Source organism: Pseudomonas sp. JH-2, from assembly GCF_036231725.1.
In the GTDB taxonomy this organism is placed as follows: Bacteria; Pseudomonadota; Gammaproteobacteria; order Pseudomonadales; family Pseudomonadaceae; genus Pseudomonas; species Pseudomonas delhiensis.
The window spans coordinates 1-24,312 of the sequence record NZ_JAZAQP010000016.1 but is presented as its reverse complement, the minus strand read 5'-3'; the positions used below and the strand labels follow the sequence as shown (position 1 = coordinate 24,312).

General features: G+C 66.9%; 21 protein-coding genes. 11 read left to right on the top strand and 10 right to left on the bottom strand.

Annotated features, from left to right (window positions below; genetic code table 11):
* Window positions 1-62: 62 nt before the first annotated feature.
* The 3 genes from VV867_RS13555 to VV867_RS13545 form a co-directional block, all read right to left on the bottom strand.
* Window positions 63-1,112: an XdhC family protein gene (locus tag VV867_RS13555; protein ID WP_328566653.1), complete on the bottom strand. Its 1,050-nt coding sequence runs from the start codon at window positions 1,110-1,112 to the stop codon at window positions 63-65.
* Window positions 1,113-1,129: 17 nt separating this feature from the next.
* Window positions 1,130-2,179, bottom strand: coding sequence for an NAD(P)-dependent alcohol dehydrogenase (locus VV867_RS13550; protein ID WP_328566652.1), 1,050 nt, complete (start codon window positions 2,177-2,179; stop codon window positions 1,130-1,132).
* A gap of 111 nt (window positions 2,180-2,290) precedes the next feature.
* The gene (locus tag VV867_RS13545; RefSeq protein WP_442965025.1) at window positions 2,291-3,268 is read right to left on the bottom strand and encodes an alpha/beta hydrolase; all 978 of its coding nucleotides are present in this window, start codon (window positions 3,266-3,268) and stop codon (window positions 2,291-2,293) included.
* Window positions 3,269-3,483: 215 nt separating this feature from the next.
* On the opposite strand from VV867_RS13545, the gene VV867_RS13540 reads away from it, so the two are divergent.
* Both VV867_RS13540 and VV867_RS13535 read left to right on the top strand, forming a co-directional pair.
* Window positions 3,484-4,389: a LysR family transcriptional regulator gene (locus VV867_RS13540; RefSeq protein ID WP_109935483.1), complete on the top strand. Its 906-nt coding sequence runs from the start codon at window positions 3,484-3,486 to the stop codon at window positions 4,387-4,389.
* 175 nt (window positions 4,390-4,564) lie between these two features.
* Window positions 4,565-5,782: an MFS transporter gene (locus tag VV867_RS13535; RefSeq protein ID WP_442965023.1), complete on the top strand. Its 1,218-nt coding sequence runs from the start codon at window positions 4,565-4,567 to the stop codon at window positions 5,780-5,782.
* Between the two features lie 43 nt (window positions 5,783-5,825).
* Here the strand turns inward: VV867_RS13535 and VV867_RS13530 are convergent, their stop codons facing one another.
* Window positions 5,826-7,058 (bottom strand): NADH:flavin oxidoreductase/NADH oxidase family protein, encoded by a 1,233-nt coding sequence (locus VV867_RS13530; protein ID WP_328566650.1) that lies wholly within the window; start codon window positions 7,056-7,058, stop codon window positions 5,826-5,828.
* A gap of 326 nt (window positions 7,059-7,384) precedes the next feature.
* Between VV867_RS13530 and VV867_RS13525 the strand changes: the two genes are divergently transcribed.
* Entirely contained in the window at window positions 7,385-8,284 is a 900-nt protein-coding gene (locus VV867_RS13525) for an acetoacetate decarboxylase (ADC) (protein ID WP_328566698.1), read from the top strand.
* 30 nt (window positions 8,285-8,314) lie between these two features.
* On the opposite strand, the gene VV867_RS13520 is transcribed toward VV867_RS13525, so the two are convergent.
* Entirely contained in the window at window positions 8,315-8,761 is a 447-nt protein-coding gene (locus VV867_RS13520; protein ID WP_328566649.1) for a MerR family transcriptional regulator, read from the bottom strand.
* 487 nt (window positions 8,762-9,248) lie between these two features.
* Here VV867_RS13520 and VV867_RS13515 point away from each other — a divergent pair, with 487 nt between their 5' ends.
* The 3 genes from VV867_RS13515 to VV867_RS13505 are packed head-to-tail and all read left to right on the top strand — an operon-like array spanning window position 9,249 to window position 12,266.
* On the top strand, window positions 9,249-10,409 hold the full coding sequence (locus VV867_RS13515; RefSeq protein ID WP_328566648.1) for an NAD-dependent formate dehydrogenase: 1,161 nt from the start codon (window positions 9,249-9,251) through the stop codon (window positions 10,407-10,409).
* On the top strand, window positions 10,406-11,467 hold the full coding sequence (locus VV867_RS13510) for a Dyp-type peroxidase (RefSeq protein ID WP_328566647.1): 1,062 nt from the start codon (window positions 10,406-10,408) through the stop codon (window positions 11,465-11,467). Before VV867_RS13515 ends, VV867_RS13510 begins: the two co-directional genes overlap by 4 nt.
* A complete protein-coding gene (locus VV867_RS13505) occupies window positions 11,460-12,266 on the top strand; it encodes a family 1 encapsulin nanocompartment shell protein (RefSeq protein WP_328566646.1) in 807 nt (268 codons plus the stop codon). Before VV867_RS13510 ends, VV867_RS13505 begins: the two co-directional genes overlap by 8 nt.
* A gap of 331 nt (window positions 12,267-12,597) precedes the next feature.
* Here VV867_RS13505 and VV867_RS13500 read toward each other — a convergent pair whose 3' ends face one another.
* The 4 genes from VV867_RS13500 to VV867_RS13485 all read right to left on the bottom strand — a co-directional run bounded on the left by VV867_RS13500 (window position 12,598) and on the right by VV867_RS13485 (window position 17,887).
* Complete coding sequence (locus VV867_RS13500; RefSeq protein ID WP_109936653.1) at window positions 12,598-12,933, bottom strand: histone-like nucleoid-structuring protein, MvaT/MvaU family; 336 nt, start codon at window positions 12,931-12,933, stop codon at window positions 12,598-12,600.
* Window positions 12,934-13,067: 134 nt separating this feature from the next.
* Window positions 13,068-14,084: a cytochrome d ubiquinol oxidase subunit II gene (cydB, locus tag VV867_RS13495; RefSeq protein WP_109936652.1), complete on the bottom strand. Its 1,017-nt coding sequence runs from the start codon at window positions 14,082-14,084 to the stop codon at window positions 13,068-13,070.
* A gap of 14 nt (window positions 14,085-14,098) precedes the next feature.
* On the bottom strand, window positions 14,099-15,493 hold the full coding sequence (locus VV867_RS13490; RefSeq protein ID WP_109936651.1) for a cytochrome ubiquinol oxidase subunit I: 1,395 nt from the start codon (window positions 15,491-15,493) through the stop codon (window positions 14,099-14,101).
* 69 nt (window positions 15,494-15,562) lie between these two features.
* A complete protein-coding gene (locus VV867_RS13485; RefSeq protein WP_109936650.1) occupies window positions 15,563-17,887 on the bottom strand; it encodes an FdhF/YdeP family oxidoreductase in 2,325 nt (774 codons plus the stop codon).
* Window positions 17,888-18,360: 473 nt separating this feature from the next.
* Between VV867_RS13485 and moaA the strand changes: the two genes are divergently transcribed.
* On the top strand, window positions 18,361-19,365 hold the full coding sequence (moaA, locus tag VV867_RS13480; RefSeq protein ID WP_109936649.1) for a GTP 3',8-cyclase MoaA: 1,005 nt from the start codon (window positions 18,361-18,363) through the stop codon (window positions 19,363-19,365).
* A 20-nt stretch (window positions 19,366-19,385) separates the two neighbouring features.
* Window positions 19,386-20,285 (top strand): bestrophin family protein, encoded by a 900-nt coding sequence (locus tag VV867_RS13475; RefSeq protein ID WP_109936648.1) that lies wholly within the window; start codon window positions 19,386-19,388, stop codon window positions 20,283-20,285.
* Here the strand turns inward: VV867_RS13475 and VV867_RS13470 are convergent.
* On the bottom strand, window positions 20,278-21,276 hold the full coding sequence (locus VV867_RS13470; RefSeq protein ID WP_109936647.1) for an AraC family transcriptional regulator: 999 nt from the start codon (window positions 21,274-21,276) through the stop codon (window positions 20,278-20,280). The genes VV867_RS13475 and VV867_RS13470 overlap by 8 nt on opposite strands.
* Before the next feature lie 161 nt (window positions 21,277-21,437).
* Here VV867_RS13470 and VV867_RS13465 point away from each other — a divergent pair, with 161 nt between their 5' ends.
* From VV867_RS13465 to VV867_RS13455, 3 genes are all read left to right on the top strand, one after another.
* Window positions 21,438-22,481 carry a 2Fe-2S iron-sulfur cluster binding domain-containing protein gene (locus VV867_RS13465; protein WP_328566645.1) on the top strand — a complete coding sequence of 348 codons (1,044 nt, stop codon included), beginning with the start codon at window positions 21,438-21,440 and terminating at the stop codon, window positions 22,479-22,481.
* A 31-nt stretch (window positions 22,482-22,512) separates the two neighbouring features.
* Window positions 22,513-23,694 (top strand): alkane 1-monooxygenase, encoded by a 1,182-nt coding sequence (locus VV867_RS13460; protein ID WP_328566644.1) that lies wholly within the window; start codon window positions 22,513-22,515, stop codon window positions 23,692-23,694.
* 481 nt (window positions 23,695-24,175) lie between these two features.
* Window positions 24,176-24,312: OprD family outer membrane porin (locus VV867_RS13455; protein ID WP_328566697.1), on the top strand; the 137-nt coding region annotated here is incomplete at its 3' end.

The following is a 24,312-nucleotide window of genomic DNA, read 5'->3' as shown; positions in this document are numbered from 1 at the left end:
GCGCCAATCGTCAGGCATCGGTACCCGGGCCAGCGGCGGATAACCGCGAACGGTTATTCGCCCTACGAGTTTGCCGGCTGATGCTGCGTTATCCGTTCACACCGCAGCGGATCCCTGGCGTGCTTCGCCCGGGACACGGAAAGCTCGTCGGGCAACGACACGTCGTTCTTGGCGGCGAGGACCTCGGCCATGACGCTGACCGCTATTTCGGGCGGCGTCTTGCTGCCGATGTAGATACCGATCGGCCCGCGCAAGCGGCGCAGCGACGCCTCCGTCTCGCCGAAATGCTCGATCAGCCGCTCTCTCCGGCTCTGGCTGTTGCGCCGCGAGCCGATGGCGCCGATGTAGAAGGCCGGGCTCTGCAGGGCCTCCAGCAAGGCCAGGTCGTCGAGCCTGGGGTCGTGGCTGAGCGCGATGATGCAGGTGCGCAGGTCGGGCGAGAACGCCCTGACCACGTCATCGGGCATGCCCCTGGCCCGCTCCACCCCCTCCACGCTCCAGGCGTCCAGGTACTGGACCCTGGGGTCGCAGATGGTGACCTTGAAGCCGTTGAACAGCGCCATGGTGGCGACGTACTCGGCCAGCGCGCCCGCCCCGATCAGCAGCATGCGGTAGCCGGGCCCCAGGGTGTTGACCATGCGCCTGCCGTTGAAGAGGAACTGCTCCGGCGTCGTGGTGCCTTCGACGGTCACCTGCCCGCTATTCAGGTTCAGGATGCGCCGCGCCAGGCTGCCCGCGTCGAGCCGTGCGAGCAACCGCTCCAGCGCCGACAGGGACGGCATGAACTCGAGCACCAGCTCCAGCGTGCCGCCGCAAGGCAAGCCGAAGCGATGGGCTTCATCGGCGCTGATGCCGTACTGCACGAGGGCCGGCAAGGCTTCCGGCAGGCCGTCGCCACCATAAGCGGTGGTATAGCGATGGATCAGGTCGTCTTCGATGCAGCCGCCGGAAACGCTGCCGGCCACCCGGCCGTCGTTGCGCAGCGCCATCATCGAGCCCACCGGCCGCGGCGACGAGCCCCAGGTGCGCGCCACCGTCACCAGCAGCACCCGTTCGCCGGCGGCAAGCCAGTCGCGGGCGGTACGCAGGACCAGCAGATCGATGCTTTCCATGGGGCCTCCGGGAAAAGTCAGCCGTCCAGGGTGGCGTTGTCGATCACGAAGCGGTACTTGACCTCGCCGCGGAGCATGCGCTCGTAGGCTTCGTTGACCTGCTCGACGCGCACCAGCTCGATGTCCGCGACGATGCCGTGCTCGGCGCAGAAGTCGAGCATCTCCTGGGTCTGCGGGATGCCGCCGATCATCGAGCCGGCGAGCGTGCGGCGCTTCATGATCAGGTTGAAGACGTTGGGTGAGGTATGCGGCGAGGCCGGCGCGCCGACCAGCGTCATGGCGCCGTCGCGCTTGAGCAGCACCAGGAAGGCGTCCAGGTCATGGGGCGCCGCCACCGTGTTGAGGATGAAGTCGAAGCTCTTGGCGTGGGCCGCCATCGCCTCCGCGTCGCGCGATACCACGACCTCGTCCGCACCGAGCTGCAGCGCCGCCTCGCGTTTGCCCTGCGAGGTGGTGAAGGCCACGACGTGGGCACCCATGGCATGGGCCAGCTTGATCCCCATGTGCCCCAGGCCGCCGATGCCGACCACGCCGACCTTCTTGCCCGGCCCGGCGCCCCAGTGGCGCAGCGGCGAGTAAGTGGTGATGCCCGCGCACAGCAGCGGCGCGACCGCCGCCAGTTGCGCCTCGGGATGGCGGATGCGCAGCACGTAGCGCTCATGCACGACTATCGCCTGGGAGTAGCCCCCCTGGGTCCAGCCGGGGGCGTCCGGCGTCGGGAAGTTGTAGGTGCCGACCATGCCGTCGCAGTAGTTCTCCAGGCCGGCGTCGCAGTCCTCGCAGTGCTTGCAGCTGTCGACGATGCAGCCCACGCCGACCAGGTCGCCGGGCCTGAAAGCGGTGACCTGCGCGCCGACCGCCGCCACCCGGCCGACGATCTCGTGGCCGGGCACGCAGGGATAATGCGTCCCTTCCCACTCGGAACGTACCTGGTGCAGGTCCGAGTGGCAGATGCCGCAGAAGGCGATGTCGATCCGGACGTCGTGGGCGCCGGGCAGGCGCCGGGTGATGCTCAGCGGCTCCAGGGGCAGGTTGCCCGCGCGGGCGCCATAGGCTCTGACTTGCATTGAAGAATCCTCCTGCATTGCGTGAGGTTCATTTTCCCGGTGGAGCCGATCGAAGCTGTAGACCATTCCGCTGGTTTTCTTGCCTGATCCTCCAAGGCCTCCTCCCGGCGGCTACTTCAGGTTGTCGCGGAAGAAGCGGCCCAGCTTGTCGAAGGGGATCAGCTCCACGCGGTCGTAGAGGTCGACGTGGCCCGCGCCGGGGACGATGTACAGTTCCTTGGGTTCGCCGGCCAGGCGGTAGGCCTCTTCGCTGAACTCCCGGGAGTGCGCCTCTGCCCCGGTGATGAACAGCATGGGGCGCGGCGAGATGGTCTCGATGTCGTTGAACGGGTAGACGTTCATGAACTTGGCGTTGCTGCTCAAGGTCGGGTGGGTGGTCAGCTCCGGCGAGGCGCCCGCCGGGGTGAACTCGCCGCGCGGGGTGCGGTAGAAGTCGTAGAACTCGCGCTGGATGGCGGGCGTGTCGGGGCTGAGTTCGTGCACGGTCCCGCTGGTGTACAGCGTCTTGCCGCCGCTGAACTCCACGTAGCGCTGCTGCGCCGCCGCGGCTATCACCTGCTTGCGCTGCTCCAGCGTCTGCCCGTGCTTGAGCCCGTTGCGGTTGGCCGCGCCCATGTCGTACATGCTGACGGTGGCGATCGCCTTCATGCGCGGGTCGATCTTCGCCGCGCTGATGACGAAGCTGCCGCTGCCGCAGATGCCCAGCGCGCCGATCCACTCGCGGTCGACGAAGGGCCGGGTGCCCAGGAAGTCCACCGCGGCGCTGAAGTCCTCGGCGTACAGGTCGGGCAGCACGGCATTGCGTGGCTGGCCCTCGCTGCCGCCCCAGAAGGACAGGTCCAGGGACAGGGTCACGAAGCCCTGCTCGGCCAGCTTCTGCGCGTACAGGTTGGCGCTCTGCTCCTTCACCGCGCCCATGGGGTGGCCGACGACGATGGCGGGGGCCCTGGCGCCCTCCCCCAGGCCCTTGGGCAGGAAGAGGTTGCCCGCCACGTTCAGCTGGTACTGGTTCCTGAAGACGACCGGCTGCACCGTCACCTTGTCGCTCTTGTAGAAGTTGTCTGCACCCTTGGACATATCGGCCCCCATGGCGGTGAACGAAGCGAGCAGCAGTCCAAGCAACACGATGAGTCTTTTCACCGGACCCTCTCTATTCGGTTGGCGGGCGGCGCGCGCCCCTGGTTGAAGAACCCCTCTGGCGAGGGGATGGGGGCATTCTCGCGCAAGCGCGAGCCATTGATTAGGTAATGAATGCTTAATGCGGTTATAAACTGAGCTAATCAGTTGATTCAGCGGAGCGCGGCATGGCCAGGCACAACTTCAACGACCTCATGGCCTTCGTGGTGGTGGCCCGGGAAGGCAGCTTCACCCGGGCGGCGGCGCACCTGGGGGTGACCCAGTCCGCCGTCAGCCAGGTCGTCTCCGGGCTGGAGGCGCGGCTGGAGATCCGCCTGCTGACGCGCACCACCCGCAGCGTCTCGCTGACCGCCGCCGGCGAGCGCCTGCTGCAGGCGATCGGCCACCGCTTCGACGAAATCGAGTCCGAGCTGGACGCCCTGACCGAGCTGCGCGACAAGCCGGGCGGCACGGTGCGCATCACCTGCGGCGACCACGTCCTGAAGACGACGCTGCTGCCCAGGCTGATGCCGCTGCTGCGGGAATACCCCGACGTCCGCCTCGAGTTCGACATCAACTACGGCTTCCGCGACATAGTCGCCGACCGCTTCGACGCGGGCGTGCGCTTCGGCGAAACCCTCGACCGGGACATGATCGCCGTGCCCATCGGCCCCGACCTGCGCATGGCCGTGGTGGCGGCGCCGTCCTACTTCGCCGACAACCCCATCCCCAGGACACCCAGCGACCTGGTGGGGCACCGCTGCATCAACATCCGCTTTCCCACCTATGGCGGCGTGGATGCCTGGGAGTTCGAGCGGCGGGGCAAGAAGCTGAAAGTGCACGTGGACAGCCAACTGGTGTTCAACACCACCGTGCACGTGGCCGACGCCGCGCTCGCCGGCGTGGGCATCGCCTACCTGCCGGAGGAGGAGTTCGCCCCCCACCTCGCCGAAGGGCGCCTGCAGCGGGTGCTGGAGGACTGGTGCCCGGCCTTCTCCGGCTACCACCTCTACTACCCGAGCCGGCGCCAGCCCTCCCCGGCCTTTTCCCTGGTGCTCGACGCGCTGCGGATGGAGCGCCGGCAAAGGCGCTAGCGCGCTTGGCGAACGGATCGAAGCATTGATTAGGTAGACTTATAGCCGCTTTAAGCATTGATTAGCTAGTCATGGTCGCCCTTCTACGGGAGCATTCACCCACGAAAAAGTCACCCGCCGCCGGCGAAGGCCACATCCTTCATTGCCGGCGCGCCCACAGCCCCAGAAGAAGTCCATGAAAGCCCACACCCTCGATGCCCCCACGGGCACCGCCGCCACCCCGCAACAGACGCAACCGGCCTACTGGAGCGGCGTCTTCGCCATGTCGCTGTGCGTCTTCGCGCTGATCGCCTCCGAGTTCATGCCCGTCAGCCTGCTCACGCCCATGGCCGCCGACCTGGGCGTCAGCGAAGGCATGGCCGGGCAAGGCATCGCCATCTCCGGCGCCTTCGCGGTGCTGACCAGCCTGTCGATCTCCGCGCTGGCCGGCACCCTCAACCGCAAGACGCTGCTGCTGGCGCTGACCGGGGTGATGGCGCTGTCCGGCGCCGTGGTCGCGCTGGCGCCGAACTACCCGGCCTACATGTTCGGCCGCGCGCTCATCGGCGTGGTCATCGGCGGCTTCTGGTCGCTGTCGGCGGCCACCGCCATGCGCCTGGTGCCCGCCCGGCAGGTGCCGCGGGCGCTGGCCATCTTCAATGGCGGCAACGCCCTGGCCACCGTGGTGGCGGCGCCCCTGGGCAGCTACCTGGGCGCGGTCATCGGCTGGCGCGGCGCCTTCTTCTGCCTGGTGCCGGTGGCGGCGCTGGCCCTCGCCTGGCAGTGGGCCAGCCTGCCGTCCATGCCGGCCGGGGAGCGCTCGCCGGGCGCCGGCAACCCCTTCAGGCTGCTGGGCAACCGCGCCGTGGCGCTGGGCATGGGCGCCTGCGGGGCCTTCTTCATGGGGCAGTTCGCCCTGTTCACCTACGTGCGGCCCTTCCTCGAAACGGTGACGCGGGTGGAGGTTTCCACGCTCTCGCTGATCCTGCTGGTCATCGGCGTGGCCGGCTTCATCGGCACCCTGCTGATCGGCACGCTGCTGAAGCGGAGCCTGTTCGGGCCGCTGATCGTCCTGCCAGCGCTGATGGCGGCGATCGCCCTGGCGCTGATCCCCTTCGGCGCCTGGGCCTTCGCCGTCGCGGCCCTGCTGGGCCTGTGGGGCCTGCTGGCCACCGCAGCCCCGGTCGGCTGGTGGAGCTGGATCGCCCGGGCCCTGCCCGGCAGCGCCGAGGCCGGCGGCGGGCTGATGGTGGCGGTGATCCAGCTGTCCATCGCCCTGGGCTCCACCCTGGGCGGCCTGCTGTTCGATGGCAGCGGCTACCGCGCCACCTTCGTGGCGAGTGCGGCGGTGCTGCTGCTCGCCGCCCTGCTGGGCTGGCTCACCTCGCGCGCGCAAGCGCCCCGGGGCGCCTGAGCCCTGGCCGACGCGCGCGAGGCCGCGTCGGCCAGGGCCCGGATCAGGCGCTGAGGCTTCTCACCCAGCGCCGATAGCGCCAGCTGCGGACCTGGGTATCCAGCTGCTGCTCCAGCAGCGCCAGCGCCGGCGCGACATCCGGGTTGGCCAGCTTGCCGAGGCTCAGGCGGCGCAGCTGGTGCTTCACCATCGCCATGTAGCCGACCGAGGCCAGCACCTTGTTCTTCCAGGTGATGGGCCTGAGCACGGGCGCGTTGCCGAGCCCGGCCCGCCAGTCCTTCGGCAGATTGGGGTCGATGGCCAGCGCTGTGCCCATGCCCACCATGTCGATGCCGCTGTCCAGCACCTGCTCCGCCACCGGTAGCCGGCGCACGCCGCCGGTGACCATGACCGGCATCCGCGCGACGGACGAGATGTCCTTGGCGAACTCCAGGAAATAGGCTTCCCGGGCCAGGGTGCGGCCGTCGCGGGCCTGGCCGTGCATGGCCGGCGCTTCGTAGCTGCCGCCGGACAGCTCGATCAGGTCCACCCCCAGGGGGTTGAGCAGCGCGATGACCTTCTTCGCATCGTCCGTGCTGAACCCACCGCGCTGGAAGTCGGCCGAGTTGAGCTTCACCGCCACGGCGAAGCTGGCGCCCACGGCCGAGCGGATTTCCCTGACCACGTCGAGCAGCAGCCGGGCACGGTTCTCCAGCGAACCACCCCACTGGTCCGTGCGCTTGTTGGTGATCGGCGAGAGGAACTGGCTGAGCAGGTAGCCGTGCGCGGCATGGACCTGCACGCCGGTGAAGCCGAAGCGTTCGGCGAGCACGGCCGTCCTGACGAAGCGTGCCTGGACTTCGGCGATGTCCTTCTCCGTCATCGCCCGTGGCGGGATGAACTGCCTGGAGAAGTTGCCCAGGTCCATGGGCACCTCCGAGGGGGCGATGGTGTCCTGCTTCAAGGCCGCAGGCATCTGGCGGCCCGGGTGGTTGATCTGCATCCACACCTGGGCACCCTGGGAGCGCGCGGCCTGCGCCCACGCGCCGAAACGCTCGCCGAAGCGCCCGGACTCCAGCACCACCCCGCCCGGCCCGGTCATGGCGCGGTGATCGACCATGACGTTGCCGGTGATCATCAGGCCTACCCCGCCCTCGGCCCAGGTGCGATAGAGGCGGATCAGCGCCGCCGAGGGGGCATGGTCCCTGTCCGCCATGTTCTCTTCCATGGCGGCCTTGGCCAGGCGGTTGGGAATGACTGCCCCATTGGGCAGGGTCAACGCAGTGAAGGGGGTCATCACGGGCTCCAGGTTTGGCGACTGCGCTACCGTAACCTTGAAGTCAACTTCAAGGTCAAGAGGCTTTTCCACCGCCTCGATGGCCATCCCCTCCCCCACGCATCGCCAGGGAAAAAGCCCCAGGTCCATCTCTTGACCTTGAAGTTCAGTTGAAGGTTAGGGTGCCTTCCGCAAGCTGCTGGACAGCATGCCCCAAGCCTCATGCCCACCCCTGGAGACCCTCGACAGTGAAACTCGGAAGTGTTGCCGCAATAGCCGGACTTTTCGTTACAGCCTCTGCCTGGGCTGACGCTACAGCGACGAACAGCCAGCCGGAGAGCACCCTAATCGACATCGCGGGCCATGCAGTCCCCGTGGTGAAGGGCGGGCTGTATGACCGCTACCGTTCCAACCCGCCCCTCTCGGTCATCGCCGCCGAGGCGCCGGATGTCGACCTGAGTTGGTTCAAGGGGCTTGCCAAGACGAAGGCGGACATAGGCTTCGAATCCTACTCGCCGAACTTCTACTACAGGAACAGCAGGGTCACCGCCGTCTATACGGCGGACCTGGCGAAATTGAAGGAACTGATGCCGGCCAGGGTACTGGAACAGGTGCAGCCGCTGCAGGTATGGCCCGGGCGGGGCCTGGTGGCGTTTACCGCTTATTCCTACCATTACTGCGACAACGACAGTTATAACGAAGTCGCGCTTTCCATCATCACCAACAAGCCCGGCAAGTCCAACCTCGGCCCCATCACGCTGATCGGCCAGTCGCTGTCCAGGGACTATTGGGGCTATGTGCTCAAACTTCCGGTGAATACCGAGTTGGCAAGAGTCCGCGGCGTAGTGGGTTACAACTTGCCGAAGTGGCTCACCGGCATCGATGTCAGGGAAGACGAGCGCAGTGTGGCCTACGACATCGTCGATAGCCGTACCGGAAAAGTGGATGTCGTGTTCAAGGCCGACAAACTGGCCGCCCTCTCGAAGGATGAAGAGTGGGTCACCAACAGTTTCACCAATACCGACCCGAAGGGTGAGCTGACCTATGGCTATGCGGTTTCTCGCCAGCTCAGCCATGCATCCAGCAGCGACGGGGATTCGGCGCGGCTGATCCTCGGCGACGGGGAACTTTCCGCCTACATCAAGGCGTTGAGGCTCGGAAAGATGATGAAGTACGAATACGTTCCGCAGTTCCAGAGCGCGCTCTATGCGCCCAGGCCGCTGAACACCCTCGTCGGCAAGAACTGACGCCGCGGCGTCAGCTGCAAACACTCGAAGTCAGGCCCGCATGGCCTGACTTTTCTTTTCCGCCGCCACATCCATTTCCTGGCGCAGACGGTCCAGCACCCGCTGGGTGTTGTCGGCGCATTGCATCCCTTCGGGCTTGTTCTCGATGCTTTCGATGGCCACGAGCAACTGCGCCTTGCTCTGCGCCAGGCGCTTCTGCAGCACCTCGATCTCGCCCACCTTGCACTTGAGCCCCTCCAGCAACTCGTCGTGCTTCCAGCCACTGGCGTTGAGTGGCAGCAAGGGGCGAATCTCCTCCAACGAGAAGCCCGCGCTCTGGGCGCCGGTGATGATCTCCAGGATCACCAGCGTCTCCGGCGCGTAGTCGCGGTAGCCGTTGGCCTTGCGCTCGACCGAGTTGATCAGGCCGCTCGCCTCGTAGAAGCGAATGCGCGAAGGCGCCAGCCCACTGAGCTTCGCCAGTTCTCCAATTCTCATGCAGCACCCTCGGGGAAAGCGTTGACCTTGAAGCTTACTTCAATCCTACAGTGATCGGACGGCCAGGCGATGAAACGGCCCGAGCCGTTCGCGCACTCGCCTGCTCTCGGCTTTGCATGGGACGAAGAGTCCCGGATCGATGCTTCCGAAGTTGAAGAACTTAATATCCTCTGCCATTGGCAAAGAGCCGGGCATGGCTGATCGTATATATCCAACCCTTGACTCTCCTGAATCAACCTCCCGTTCACAAAACACTCTCGATGATATGTCGAAGCCGAAACTGGAAGAGTTCCTGAATAACGGAAGGACGCCAGTAACTGACATCGGCTGAACGCTTTCGGAGAAAACCGTCTTTTCCTGTCTGCAACATTGGCGTGCAAAAGGAAGTTGAACTTTACTGAACCATCTTCCTCGGGCCGATAGTTGGCCTGCGGGAAGTGTGGCTGCCTGCATGCGCGCAGGCGCCGGATGAGAGGAGGTTCCGTCCATGGCAAAGGTGTTGTGCGTTCTCTACCCCGATCCACTGGCCGGCTACCCTCCCCGCTACGCCCGCAGCGACATTCCGCACATCGGCGTCTATGCCAACGGCCAGACGGCGCCGTCGCCGCAACCGCCGCTGGGCTTCACGCCCGGTGAACTGGTGGGCTGCGTTTCCGGCGAGCTGGGCCTGCGCGCCTACCTGGAGCAGGCCGGGCACGAGCTGGTCGTGACCAGCGACAAGGACGGCCCGGACTCGGTGTTCGAGCGCCACCTGCCCGACGCCGAGGTGGTCATTTCCCAGCCGTTCTGGCCCGCCTACCTGACCGCCGAGCGGATCGCCAAGGCACGCCGGCTGAAGCTCGCCGTCACCGCCGGCATAGGCTCCGACCACGTGGACCTGGCTGCCGCGGCGGCGGCCCACGTCACCGTCGCCGAGGTCACCGGCTCGAACTGCGTCAGCGTCGCCGAGCACGTGGTGATGATGGTGCTGTCCCTGGTGCGCAACTACCTGCCCGCCCACCAGGTCGCCCATGACGGCGGCTGGAACATCGCCGACTGCGTGGCCCGCAGCTACGACGTGGAGGGCCTGCATTTCGGCGCCATAGGCGCGGGGCGCATCGGCCTGGCCGTGCTGCGCCGGCTGAAGCCCTTCGACCTGCACCTGCACTACACCCAGCGCCACCGGCTGGCCCCGGCCATCGAGCAGGAGCTGGGGCTGACCTACCACGGCGACGTCGCCTCGCTGGTGGCGGCGGTCGACATCGTCAACCTGCAGGTGCCGCTCTACCCTTCCACCGAGGGGTTGCTGGACGACGCCATGCTCGCCCGGATGAAGCGCGGTTCCTACCTGATCGACTGCGCGCGCGGCAAGCTGGTGGAGCGCGACGCCGTGGTGCGGGCGCTGGCCTCCGGGCAGCTCGCCGGCTATGCCGGCGACGTCTGGTTCCCCCAGCCCGCGCCGGCGGACCACCCCTGGCGCAGCATGCCGTTCAACGGCATGACGCCGCACATGTCCGGCACCTCGCTTTCCGCCCAGGCCCGCTATGCCGCGGGAACCCTGGAAATCCTCCAGAGCCACTTCGCCGGCAGGCCCATCCGCGAGGAATACCTGATCGTCGACGGCGGCACGCTCGCCGGCACCGGCGCCCAGTCCTACCAGTTGAAATGAGCCTGCAAGAGGAGCCACGCGTGTCCAGAGCCGTTCCCCAGTCGGTCACCGCCCCGCTCAGCCGGGCCGCCATCTTCCTGGTGCTGACGATCGACCCCGGCCAGGCCGGCGAAACCGCGGTGCGCGCCCTGTGCGCCGACCTGGCGGGCCTGCTGCGGGCCATCGGCTTCCGCGCCCCGCAGGGGCAGCTGTCCTGCAACCTGGGCTTCGGCTCGGCGGCCTGGGACCGCCTGTTCGGCCTGCCCAGGCCGCGCGACCTGCACCCCTTCCGCGAAATCCAGGGCGCGCACCATGCGGTGTCCACCCCGGGCGACCTGCTCTTCCACATCCGCGCCGAGCGCATGGACCTGTGCTTCGAGCTGGAGACGCAGATCATGGCCCGGCTCGGCGACGCCGTCCGCACCGCGGACGAGGTGCACGGCTTCAGCTATTTCGATGCCCGCGACCTGCTGGGCTTCGTCGACGGGACGGAGAACCCGAGCGGCCAGGCCGCGACGGACGCCACCCTCGTCGCCGGCGAGGACGAGCCCTTCGTCGCCGGCAGCTACGTCATCGTGCAGAAGTACCTGCACGACCTGGCCCAGTGGAACGCGCTGCCGGTGGCCGAGCAGGAACGGATCATCGGCCGGCACAAGCTCTCCGACATCGAGCTGGACGACGCCGTCAAGCCGAGCAACGCCCACAACGCCCTGACCACCATCATCGAAGACGGCGAGCAGCTGGAGATCCTGCGCGACAACATGCCCTTCGGCGACATCGCCAAGGGTGAGTTCGGCACCTACTTCATCGGCTACGCCCGCTCGCCCCGGCGCATCGAACGGATGCTCGAGAACATGTTCATCGGCCAGCCCCCGGGCAACTACGACCGGCTGCTGGACTTCAGCCGCGCGGTGACCGGCAGCCTGTTCTTCGTGCCTTCGGCCAGTTTTCTCGAACAGGTAACCCCGGATGCCGCGCCTGCCCTCCCCGCCCTCCCCGCACGGGATGGCGGGCCCCCGGACGGCCCCCGCGATGGCTCCCTCGGCATTGGCTCACTAAAGGAAGCAGGCAATGAATAACCTCCACCGTGAACTCGCCCCCATCTCCGACAAGGCCTGGGCCCAGATCGACGAAGAGGCCACGCGCACCCTCAAGCGCCACCTCGCGGCCCGGCGCGTGGTCGACGTGCCGCCGCCGGGCGGCCTGGCCCTGTCCGCGGTGGGCACCGGCCACCTGCATTCGCTGCAGGCGCCCGGCGACGGCATCCAGGCCGCCCAGCGCGATGCCCGGGCGATCGTCGAGCTGCGCGTGCCCTTCGAGCTGAGCCGCCAGGCCATCGACGACGTGGAGCGCGGCTCGGACGATTCGGACTGGGACCCGCTGAAGGCGGCCGCCCGCAAGCTCGCCTTCGCCGAGGACCGCGCGGTCTTCGATGGCTACGCCGCGGCCGGCATCCAGGGCATCCGCGAGGCCAGCAGCAACGCCGGCGTGGTGCTGCCGGCCAACGTGCGCGGCTACCCCGGCGCCGTGGCGCAGGCGCTGAGCCAGCTGCGCCTGGCCGGCGTCAACGGCCCCTACGCCCTGGTGCTGGGCGCGGACGCCTATACGGCGGCGAGCGGCGGCAGCGACGAGGGCTACCCGGTCTTCCACCACGTGGAGCAGCAGCTGGACGGCGGCATCATCTGGGCCCCCGCCCTGGAAGGCGGGTTCGTGCTCAGCACGCGCGGCGGGGACTTCGAGCTGGATATCGGCCAGGACATCTCCATCGGCTATGCCAGCCACACCGCGACGAGCGTGGAGCTGTACTTCCTGGAGACCTTCACCTTCCGCGTGCTCACCACCGAGGCCAGCGTGGTGCTGACGCCCGGCAAGAAATGATCCGGCCGATGGCTGATCGCGGACGGAGTCCTCCTGCGGGTTCCCGCGAACGCGGGAGCCCAATGGACAACCCCATGCCCACCTCCGGCCTCAACTGTAGGAGCGGGCCCTGCCCGCGATTCGCGCGCAAGGCGCGCTCCTACAAGGGTACGGCGCCTGGGCAACCCGTAGGAGCGGACTCCGTCCGCGATTGCCCCCAGCCGCGCGAATCCTCAGGTGTCGGTGTTCCGGCCGGCGGCGGATAACCGCGAACGGTTATGCGCCCTACGTGCCTTCCGGGACCCGTAGGGCGCATAACGCCTACGGCGTTATCCGCCGTTGCCCTCCCCGGCTAGCTGAGGATCCAGGACTCCACCACGTCCTCGCCGTAGGCGTCCTTCCAGCCCAGCAGCGTCTTGTGGTCGCGGTTGTTGGTCCGCACCGTCTCGCCGGTATGCGGGTTGCGGTACACCTTGCGGGCGCGGATCTTCTGGTATTTCGCGCCCTTGGCCTGGTGGCCGTTGGCGATCCAGTCGACGTCGGTCTCGAGGATCTCGATGACGTCCTCCAGGCTCTTGTCGTACTCGCCCATCAGCTCGCGGAGCGATTCCACGAACGCCTGGTCGGCGTGGTCGGCATCCTGCTCGTGGGCGTCGTCGTCACGGATGGCATCTTTGTCGTCTTTCATCGCAAGGCTCCGTTATCGGTATCTGTCCGGGCCGGCATGGGCGGCCCGCTGGAATTCGGAAAAAAGCGTCCCCGCGCCGGGGGTGGCCGCGCTCGGGCGCGGCCACCGCCAGCTGTCGTATGGCTCGTAGGGAGTTAGTGGTAGGCGTCTGCGGCGGTGACCTTGCCGCGGAACACGTGGTAGCTCCAGAAGGTGTACATGAGGATGATCGGGATGATGAACAGCGCGCCGATCAGGGCGAACAGCTGGCTGGACGGTGGCGAAGCGGCCTGCCAGAGATCGATGGCCGGCGGGATGATCTTCGGCCAGATGCTCACCGCCAGGGCGAGGTAGCCGAGGAACATCAGTACCAGCACGCTGATGAACGGCAGGTGCGAATGGCGCTTGCGCAGGTTCGACTGGATCAGGCACATCGACGCCACCGCCAGGGCAGCGATCACCGCGAAGAGCACCCAGTGGCGCCCGGAGAACCACAGCTGGGCGATGTTCGGGTGCAGCCAGGCGGTCCAGGCGCAGATCACCACGATCACCGCCGCCAGCAGGTAGGTCAGCGGCCGACTGTAGTGGCGCATGCGCGACTCCAGCATGCCCTCGGTCTTCACCAGCAGCCAGGTGCTGCCCAGCAGCGCGTAGGCCAGCACCAGGCCCACCCCGCAGAACAGCGGGAACGGCGACAGCCAGTCCAGCGGGCTGCCGGCGAACTGCCGGTCCACCACCGGGATGCCGTCGATGTAGGTGCCGATGGCCACGCCCTGGAAGAAGGTCGCCAGGAAGGAGCCGGCGATGAACGCCTTGTCCCAGATGTGGCGCTTCTGCGGCTTGGCCTTGAAGCGGAACTCGAAGGCCACGCCACGGAAGATCAGCCCGGCCAGCACCAGCACCAGCGGCAGGTACAGCGCCTCCAGGATCACCGAATAGGCCAGCGGGAAGGCGCCGTAGAGCGCGGCGGCGCCCAGCACGGCCCAGGTCTCGTTGCCGTCCCACACCGGGGCGACGGTGTTCATCATCACGTCGCGTTCACTGGAGTCGGACACCAGCGGGAAGAGAATCCCCAGCCCCAGGTCGAAGCCGTCCATGATCACGTACATCATCAGCCCGAAGGCGATGATCACGCCCCAGATGACCGACAGGTCGATGCCTTGAATACCCATGTTTCAACCTCCCCTCAGCCGGCAACCGACATAGGTCTGCGGACGCTGGAGTGCCCGGCGGGCTCGCTCACCAGCGGATCGTTGTCGTGGTGCAGGCCCGGGCCCTTGCGCACCAGGCGCATCATGTAGCCCAGGCCGACGGTGAACACCGAGAAGTAGATGACCACGAACAGCGCCAGGGTCAGGCTCATCTGCGCGACGTTGTGGTTGGACACCGCCTGGCTGGTGCGCAGCATCCCGTAGACCACCCAGGGCTGGCGGCCCATCTCGGTGGTGAACCAGCCGGCCAGCAGCGCGATCAGCCCCGAGGGACCCATCGCCAGCACCAGGCTCAGGAAGGCGCGGTTGCGGTACAGCGCGCCACCGCGGCGCAGCACCAGGGCGGCCAGGGCGCAGAGGATCATCAGCATCCCCAGCCCGGCCATCAGGCGGAAGCTCCAGAAGATCACCGCGGAGTTCGGCCGGTCCTGCGGGGCGAAGCTCTTCAGCGCCGGGATCTGCTTGTCCAGGCTGTGGGTCAGGATCAGGCTGCCCAGGTACGGCACCTCCAGGCTGTAGCGGGTCCGCTCGGCCTGCATGTCCGGGATGCCGAAGAGGATCAGCGGCGTCGGCTCGCCCGGCCTGTTCTCCCAGTGCCCCTCGATGGCGGCGATCTTCGCCGGCTGGTGCTCCAGGGTGTTCAGGCCGTGGGCGTCGCCCACCAGCACCTGCAGCGGCGCCACGCCCAGGACCATCCACATGGCCATCGACAGCATGGTCCGCGTGGCCGGGTTGTCGCGCCCGCGCAGCAGGTGCCAGGCGGCCGAGGCGCCGACGAAGAAGGCGGTGGACAGGTAGGCGGCCAGCGCCATGTGCACCAGGCGGTAGGGGAAGGACGGGTTGAAGACGATCTTCAGCCAGTCCAGCGGCACGATGCGCCCGTCGACGATGTCGATGCCCTGGGGCGTCTGCATCCAGCTGTTGGACGAGAGGATCCAGAACATCGAGATCATGGTGCCGATGGCCACCATCACCGTGGCGAAGAAGTGCAGGCGGCGCCCCACCCTATCCCAGCCGAACAGCATCACGCCGAGGAAGCCGGCCTCCAGGAAGAACGCCGTCAGTACCTCATAGGTCAGCAGCGGCCCGGTGATGCTGCCGGCGTAGTCGGAAAAGCGCGCCCAGTTGGTACCGAACTGGTAGGCCATGACCAGGCCGGAGACCACGCCCATGCCGAAGTTCACCGCGAATATCTTCGACCAGAACTTGTAGAGGTCCTTGTAGACCGGGTTGCCGGACTTCAGCCAGAGCCCTTCGAGCACGGCCAGGAAACTCGCCAGGCCAATGGTGATGGCCGGGAAGATGATATGGAAAGAGACCGTGAACGCGAATTGAATCCGCGCCAGGTCCAACGCCTGTATGTTCAACATGGCGAAACCCTTATTGATCGCTCATTGAGTGACGGCAGGCCCCAATCGCCTGCCGTATGGGAGTCCGTCTCAGGCGACAGTCGAATGGATCAGGCTGTCTTCCCGGGCTTTCTCGATCCTGATCGCGATGAACTTGGAAGTCGGCGTGAAGGTGCGGTCGCCATAGCTTTCCAGCGGTACCAGCGGATTGGTTTCCGGGTAATAGGCCGCCGCCTGCCCCGCCGGCAGGTCGTAGGCCACCAGCTGGAAGCCGCTGACGCGACGCTCGATGCCGTCTTCCCACAGCGATACCAGGTCGACCTTGTCGCCCGGGGCGAAGCCCAGGCGGCGGATGTCCCGCTCGTTGGCGAAGACCACCTCGCGCAGGCCGAACACCCCGCGGTAGCGGTCGTCCAGGCCGTACAGGGTGGTGTTGTACTGGTCGTGGGAACGCAGCGTCTGGAGGATCAGGTCGGGCCGCTCGCCGCGCGCCAGCACCGCCTGGTTGACCAGCTCCTGCGGCAGTTCGCTGGGGGTGAAGCGGGCCTTGCCGCTGGTGGTCTTCCAGACCCGCTCGGCCGCGTCGTTGCCCAGGTGGAAGCCGCCGGGGTGCTGCAGCCGGGCGTTGAAGTCGGCGAAGCCGGGGATGACGTCGGCGATCAGGTCGCGGATGTGCCCGTAGTCGGCGATGGCCCAGTCCCAGTCGATCGGCTGGTTGCCCAGGGTGGCCTTGGCGATGCCGGCGATGATCGCCGGCTCCGAGCGCAGGTGCGGCGAGCGCGGCTTCAGCTGGCCGTGGGAGATGTGCACCATGCTGAAGGTGTCTTCCACGGTGACGCCCTGGGGCCCGTCGGCCTGCAGGTCGACCTCGGTGCGGCCCAGGCACGGCAGGATCAGCGCGTCGCGGCCGGTGACCAGGTGCGAACGGTTGAGCTTGGTGGCGATGTGCACGGTCAGCTCGCAGTTGCGCAGCGCGGCGTGGGTGCGCGGGGTGTCCGGGGTGGCCTGGGCGAAGTTGCCGCCCAGGGCCAGGAACACCTTGGCGCGCCTGGCTTCCATGGCCTGGATGGCCAGCACGGCGTTGTCGCCGTGGCCACGCGGCACCTTGAACTTGAAGCGTTTCTCCAGGGCGTCCAGCAGCCAGGTCGGCGGCTTCTCGTCGATGCCCATGGTGCGGTCGCCCTGCACGTTGCTGTGGCCACGCACCGGCGACAGGCCGGCGCCGGGCTTGCCGACGTTGCCGCGCAGCAGTTGCAGGTTGACCACCTCCTGGATGGTCGGCACCGAGTGGCGGTGCTGCGTCAGGCCCATGGCCCAGCACATGATCACCCGCTCGGCGCGGCGGTACATGCGCGCCGCCAGCTCCAGCTCGGCCATGCTCAGGCCGGATTGGCCGACGATGTGCTCCCAGGGGGTGGCGTCCACCGCCGCCAGGTAGGCGTCCAGGCCGCTGGTGTGCTCGCGGATGAAGGCATGGTCGAACACCGGCGGCTCGCCGTTGGCTTGGGCCTCGCGTTCCCACTGCAGGAGGAACTTGGCCATGCCGCGGAACATCGCCATATCGCCGCCCAGGGCCGGGCGGAAGTAGGCGGTGTTGGTCGGCTCCGAGCCGTTGCTCAGCATCTCCAGGGGGTGCTGCGGGTGCTGGAAGCGTTCCAGGCCGCGCTCCTTCAGCGGGTTGATGCAGATCACCTGGGCGCCGCGGTGCACGGCCTCGCGCAGCGGTTCGAGCATGCGCGGGTGGTTGGTGCCGGGGTTCTGGCCGATGACGAAGATGGCATCGGCCTTCTCCAGGTCGTCGAAGACCACGGTGCCCTTGCCCACCCCGAGGGTTTCCGCCATGCCCAGGCCGCTGGCCTCGTGGCACATGTTCGAGCAGTCGGGGAAGTTGTTGGTGCCGAAGGCGCGGACGAACAGCTGGTAGAGGAAGGCCGCCTCGTTGCTGGCCCGGCCGGAGGTGTAGAACTCCGCTTCGTCCGGCGACTTCAGCGCCTTCAGGTGCCTGGCGACCAGGGCGAAGGCCTCCTCCCAGGTGGTTTCCACGTAGTGGTCGGTGGCCGCGTCGTAGCGCATGGGGTGGGTGAGCCGGCCCTGGTATTCGAGCCAGTAGTCGCTCTGCCCGGCCAGCGCGCTGACGCTGTACTTGGCGAAGAAGTCGGGGTCGACGGAGCGCCCGGTGGACTCCCAGTTGACCGCCTTGGCGCCGTTCTCGCAGAACTTCACCAGGCCGTTCTCGGGGGACTCGCCCCAGGCGCAACCGGGGCAGTCGAAGCCGCTGTTCTGGTTGGTCTTGAGCATCGCCCGCAGGTTCTTGACGGCGTTCTCGCTGCCCAGCCAACTCTTGGTCACGCTCTTGAGCGCGCCCCAGCCGGCGGCCGGCGCGGTATAGCTCCTTATGTGTTCGTCTTGGCTCATTCAGGCATTCCTCGATTACACGCAGAGAATGAAAGTTCTCAGGCAGAAAAAGGCGACACTACGGGCGTACCGATATCGAACTCCGGACGAGCAACTACTGCGGGCGAAACTTCTTCTTCGCCGCGAATTGAAGTTGCATTCGGGTTCATCTTCCAAAGCCTTGGCCTGGAAACCGGAGAGACATTGGCTCGCCTTGTGATCTCAGGCTATTGAGAACCAAGCATTGCGTCCAATCGAAATAAATTACGCCCTGATCAGAACCGTCTATCAGTCCTCCCGCTCCCGATCCAGAGCGCTTTCCAGAATAATGGAGCCACTTGATAGAGCGTTCTTATCAACCGGTAATCAAAAGCAATTTGACGCTCCAATAGTGGCTGGCTAGCCTCATTCCGAAGATCGCCAGGTTATTGATTGAAACATCAATGCATGCGTGCAAAGAGCAATGAGCGATCAACTCGAGAGGCAACTCTGAATTGAACAACACCACTGGCGAACTCATCGACGGTTTCAATCGCAAGATCGATTACTTGCGCATGTCGGTGACCGACCGCTGCGACTTCCGCTGCGTGTACTGCATGGCCGAGAACATGCAGTTCCTGCCCCGCCAGCGCATCCTCACCCTCGACGAGCTGTACCGCGTGGCGGAGCGCTTCGTCGCCCTGGGCACGCGCAAGATCCGCCTCACCGGCGGCGAGCCCCTGGTGCGCCAGGGCATCGTCGAGCTGTGCGCGCGCATCGCTGCCCTCCCCGGCCTGCGCGAGCTGTGTATGACCAGCAACGGCTCGCAGCTGCAGCGCCTGGCGCAACCGCTGCACGACGCCGGCCTTGCACGGCTGAACATCAGCCTCGACAGCCTGGATGCGCAGCGCTTCAAGGCGCTCACCCGCACCGGCGACCTCGACCAGGTGATCGCCGGCATCGACGCCGCGCGCCGCGCGGGCTTTCGCCACACCAAGCTCAACTGCGTGGTGCTCAAGGGCCGCAACGACCACGAGGTGGTCGACCTGGTGCGTTTCGCCATCGACCGCCAGCTGGACATTTCCTTCATCGAGGAAATGCCCCTGGGCGTCATCAGCGAGCACCAGCGCGGCGAGTCCTATTGCTCCAGCGACGAGGTGCGCGAACGCATCGGCGAGAAGTTCAGCCTCATCGAATCCGCCGAGTCCACCCAGGGCCCGTCCCGCTACTGCCGCCTGGCCGAGGCGCCGGACATCCGCATCGGCTTCATCTCGCCGCACAGCCACAACTTCTGCGGCAGCTGCAACCGCGTGCGCCTGACCGTCGAGGGCCGCCTGCTGCTGTGCCTGGGCAACGAACATTCGGCCGACCTCAAGCAGGTGCTGCGCGGCCACCCCGGCGACGCCGAGCGGCTGGACCGGGCGATCCGCCAGGCCATGCGCCTGAAGCCCCAGCGCCACCACTTCGAGGTCGGCGGCGAGGTGCAGATCCTCCGCTTCATGAACATGACCGGCGGCTAGCCGCCCCCGCGGGAACCCCCATGATCGTCCAACCGCAACCCGACATGCTGCGCGTGCTGTTCACGCTCAAGGGCTCCATCGCCAAGCGCATCGCCTTCCGCAGCCTGATGGTCACCCTCCTGGCGGCGCTGATCGTGCTGGTGGAGGAACACCACCCGGCGTTCTTCGCCCGGGTCAACGCCACGCCCTTCACCCTGCTGGGGCTGTCGCTGTCGATCTTCATGAGCTTCCGCAACAACGCCTGCTACGACCGCTGGTGGGAGGGCCGCAAGACCTGGGGCTCGATCGTCATCGAGATGCGCTCGTTCATCCGCGAGAGCGTCGTCATCACGGACCAGGCGCTGCGCGAGAAGCTGCTGCGCGCGCTCTGCGGCTACGCCCACGCGCTCAATGCACGGCTGCGCAACGAGGACGAGCTGAAGGCCGCCCGCCCCTGGCTCGCCAGCGACACGCCCATCACCGCGCACAACGTCACCGACGGCATCCTGCAGCACGTCGGCAGCGTCTGCTCGCAGCTGGCCGAGGAGAAGCGCATCAGCGAATGGCGCTACCTGACCCTGGAGCAGCGCCTGGGCGCCTTCACCGATGCCCAGGGCATCTGCGAGCGCATCAAGGCGACGCCGATCCCCTTCCCCTACACGCTGCTGCTGCACCGCACCATCTACATCTTCTGCATCCTGCTGCCCTTCGCCATGGCCGAGCCGCTGGGCTGGATGGCGCCCATCTTCACCACCATCGTCAGCTACACCTTCTTCGGCCTGGACGCCATCAGCAACGAGCTGGAAGACCCCTTCGGCCGCGAGGAGAACGACCTGCCCACCGACGCCATGGTCCGCATCATCGAGCGCGACGTCCTCGGCGCCCTGGGCTACCGGGACCTGCCGCCGCCCCTGCAGCCGGTCGACTACGTCCTCAGTTGAGCGCGCCGAGCCGGGCGCGGTACGCCGAGGGCGGCATGCCCTCCCAGCGCTTGAAGGCGCGGCGGAAGTTGGCCAGGTCGGTGTAGCCCAGGGTGTAGGCGATCTCCTCGATGCTCAGGTGGCCGGCCTTCAGGTGCTCGATGGCCAGGGTGCGGCGCACGTCCTCGAGGATCAGCCTGAACGAAGTGCCCTCTTCCAGCAGGTGCCGGTGCAGGGTGCGCGGGGTCATGTGGAACAGGCGCGCGGTGACCTTCAGGCTGGGGAAGCCGTTCTGCTTCTCCAGCATCGTCCGCCGTACCCGGGCGCCCATGGTCGCGGTCTCGCCCAGCCTCGCCAGCTCCCGCCGGCATATCGCCTCGGCCTCGCGGAAGGCCGCGGGGTCGGCCAGCTTCAGCGGCTGGTCGATGGCCGCCAGGTCCAGGCTGAAGCCCGCCCAGCGCTGCCCATAGGCCACCGGGCAGCGGAACAGCTCCTCGGCCAGCGCGGCGTAGGGCTGCACCGCGAAAGGCAGCCGGACCTGGCGTAGCGGGCAACTGCCCAGGGTCATCGCCTCGAAGATGTTGCTGACCGCCAGCATCACCGCCTCCAGCACCGTGCGCTCGATGTCGCCGAGGGCGTAGCCGGGCAGGAAGCGGACATGCACCTGCCCGGCCTGTTCATCGCACTCGTAGCTCAGGCTGACCAGCGTGGTGCGCAGGGCCAGGTAGCGCTGCAGCAGCTCCAGGGCCTGGCGCAGCGTGCCGCTCTGCATCGCCGCGTAGCCCAGTATGCCGTGGGTGTTGGCCACCAGGCGCTCGCCGATCAGCAGCCCCAGCGCCGGTTCGGCCGTCAGCGCGATGGCGTCGCGCAGCAGCTGCTGGAACTGCGGGAAGCCGAGCTGGAAGCCCGCCTCGTCGAGCTGGCGCTCGCTCAGGCCGCTGCGGGCGAACCACGCCTGCGGGTCCTTCTGCATGGCCCGCAGCTGCTCGGCGATCTGCCGCAGGTAGGGCATTGGCAACACGAAGTCCGACAAGGGCTCGACCTCACAGGGTTCCAGGGGCGCGAAGATGTCAACAAATGACCCCTGGAATGTCAATCGGGAACCTCTCCGCCGTCCGCCGCCGCCCCTAGCATCGAAGCGTCCCAACCCACAACGATTAGAACGGAGGACGCATGTTTGCCTTTCTGAGCCGAAACCGTGCGGCGAACGCCTCGATCAACGGCGCCAGCATACGCGTCGAGCCTGGCGAGACCCTGCTGCAGGCCGCCTTGCGCCAGGGCATCGATTTCCCCCACAGCTGCCGCGTCGGCGGTTGCGCCACCTGCAAGTGCCGGCTGGTACGGGGCAAGGTCAGGGAACTGACCGAGACCGGCTACATCCTCTCCGCGCAGGAACTCGACCAGGGCTACATCCTGGCCTGCCAGAGCGTGCCGCGCGGCGACGTGAGCATCGAGTTCGACGGCGCGCAGCAGGATACCCGCCAGGTCCGCGGCAAGGTGGTGGCGCAGGACAGGCTGACCCACGACATAACCCGCCTGACCCTCCAGCTCGAAGCGAGCCTGCCCTACAAGGCCGGGCAGTACGCCGAGCTCAGCCTGGACTGCCTGCCCGGCCACGCCCGGAGCTTCTCCTTCGCCTCCCCGCCCCGGGCCGACGCCAAGGTCAGCTTCTTCATCCGCAAGGTGCCCGGCGGCCAGCTCACCGGGCTGGTCGACAGCCGCCCGCTGCTCGGCCAGGGCGCGAGCCTCAAGGGCCCGCTGGGCCAGTTCCAGCTGCGCCCGGCCGAGGCCCCGCTGCTGCTGGTGGCCGGCGGCAGCGGCCTGGCGCCACTGCTGGCCATCCTGCAGGACGCGCTCGCCAGCGGCGTGCGGCGCCCGGTCACCCTGCTGTTCGGCGCCCGGCAGGCGCACGACCTCTACGCCCTGGAGGACATCCATGCCCTGGCCCGCCAGTGGCCCGGCCCCTTCCATTTCGTCCCGGTGCTGTCCGAAGTGGACCATCAGGCCCCCTGGGACGGCGCGCGGGGCCTGGTCACCGAGCAGATCCCGGTGCTGCTGCAGGCCGGCAGCCACGCCTACCTGTGCGGGCCGCCGGGGATGATCGACAGCGCCAGCGCCCTGCTGGAACGGCACGGCGTCGCCCGCGAGAACATCCATGCCGACCGCTTCACGCTGCAACAGGCTCCGTGCGCAACCACGGAAAGTGCCATCCAGTAAAAAGTGCCATCCCATAACAAGAGAGACGCCCATGAACGCGCTGCACTACCTCAAGTACTTCCTCTTCCACGCCGTCGGCCTGTTCTCGGCCGCCGCCCTGCTCGCCGGCGGCCCCTGGATCACTTACGGCCTGGTCGCCGTGCTGACTCTCTACGTGATCGGCGACCTGGTCTGCGGTGACGACACCACCACGCCCGAGTTCAGGCACCCGGGCATCCTCACCTTCCAGCTGTGGCTGGCATTGCCGCTGCTGTGCTTCATCGTCTTCGCGGCGCTCTGGGGCGTCAGCGACGGCGACTTCCTCGGCTTCGGCGCCGCCCTGGGCCAGGCGACGGGCTACGACCTGCTCGGTGCCCGGGCCGCCACCGGCATCGGCCAGCACGTCGCGGCGTGGATCCTCACCGGCCTGATGATCGGCACCATCGGCACCATCACCGCCCACGAGCTGACGCACCGCACCTGGGACCCGGTCTCCATGCTCATCGGCCGCTGGCTGCTGGCGTTCAGCTTCGACACCCTCTTCGCCATCGAGCACGTCTACGGCCACCACCGCTACGTCTCCACCACCGAGGACCCCGCCACCGCGCCCCGCGGCCGCAACGTCTACGCCCACGTGCTGATCTCGACCCTCAGGGGCAACCTCAGCGCCTGGCACATCGAGAAGCAGCGCCTGGCGCGCAAGGGCTACTGGCTGCTCGGCTGGCGCAACGCGGTCCTGCGCGGCCACGGGATGAGCCTGCTGCTGGTGGCCGCCGCCTACGCCATCGGCCAGTGGCCCGCCGCGCTCTTCTTCATCGCCTGCGGGCTGTGGGGCAAGGCCCTGCTGGAGATCGTCAACTACATGGAGCACTACGGCATGGTGCGCAACTCGGCCACCCCCGTGCAGCCGCGGCATTCCTGGAACACCAACAGGCGCATCAGCTCCTGGACCATGTTCAACCTGACCCGCCACTCCCATCACCACGCCCAGGGCGAAGTCCCCTACCAGGACCTGAAACCCTTCCCCGACGCGCCCATGATGATCGGCGGCTACCTGACGACCATCATCGTCGCCATGCTGCCGCCGCTCTGGCACAAGCTGATGACGCCCAAGGTGCTGGCCTGGGACCGCGAACATGCCAGTGCCGAGGAGCGCCAGTTGGCCGCCGCCGCCAATGCCCGCAGTGGTATTGCGGAGCTGGTGAAGTATTCGAGCTATCCATCCCGTTCCTGATGGCAGTTACGGGCAAGTTCGGATGTTCCGCCTGGAAATGAAAGAGAACACTCCCGGAATATTCGTCTGTAACTTGCATTCCACTCTTCGCCGAGGGGCGGTTGACGCCCGCCCCTCGGCGTTCGGGCATTTCTGAAATGCATATTTGAAACTTCCATTGACTTCGGCTCTTTTCGAAAAGCAATAACCTTTCGCTTGTTCAACCAGGAAAATTCATACCTGGCAAGATCAGTTTCGAGTATCCGCTAATGCACTTCGCGTTTTGCTCCTCACAAAAGTGAAATATCGCTTGACACTTTTGCTGCAGTTTGGCGTCATGTCATCCGCCTTACGTAGCAAGAAGAAGCGCACCTGTTTCCATACACGCCATATTCATGGCGTTTTTTTACAAGTGTCGCTATATAAAAAAGTAAATAACGGAATAAAACACTTTCTGCTCGGAGTCAGGCACAACACTCAAGCCGTTATTAGGAGCATTCACATGAAGCGATCCACCCTCGCCCTGGCCATCGCCACGGCGGCCCTCGCCCAGCAGGCCAGCGCCGGCGGATTCATCGAGGACAGCAAGGCCAGCCTCGGCCTGCGCAACTTCTACATCAACACCGACAACCGCAACGG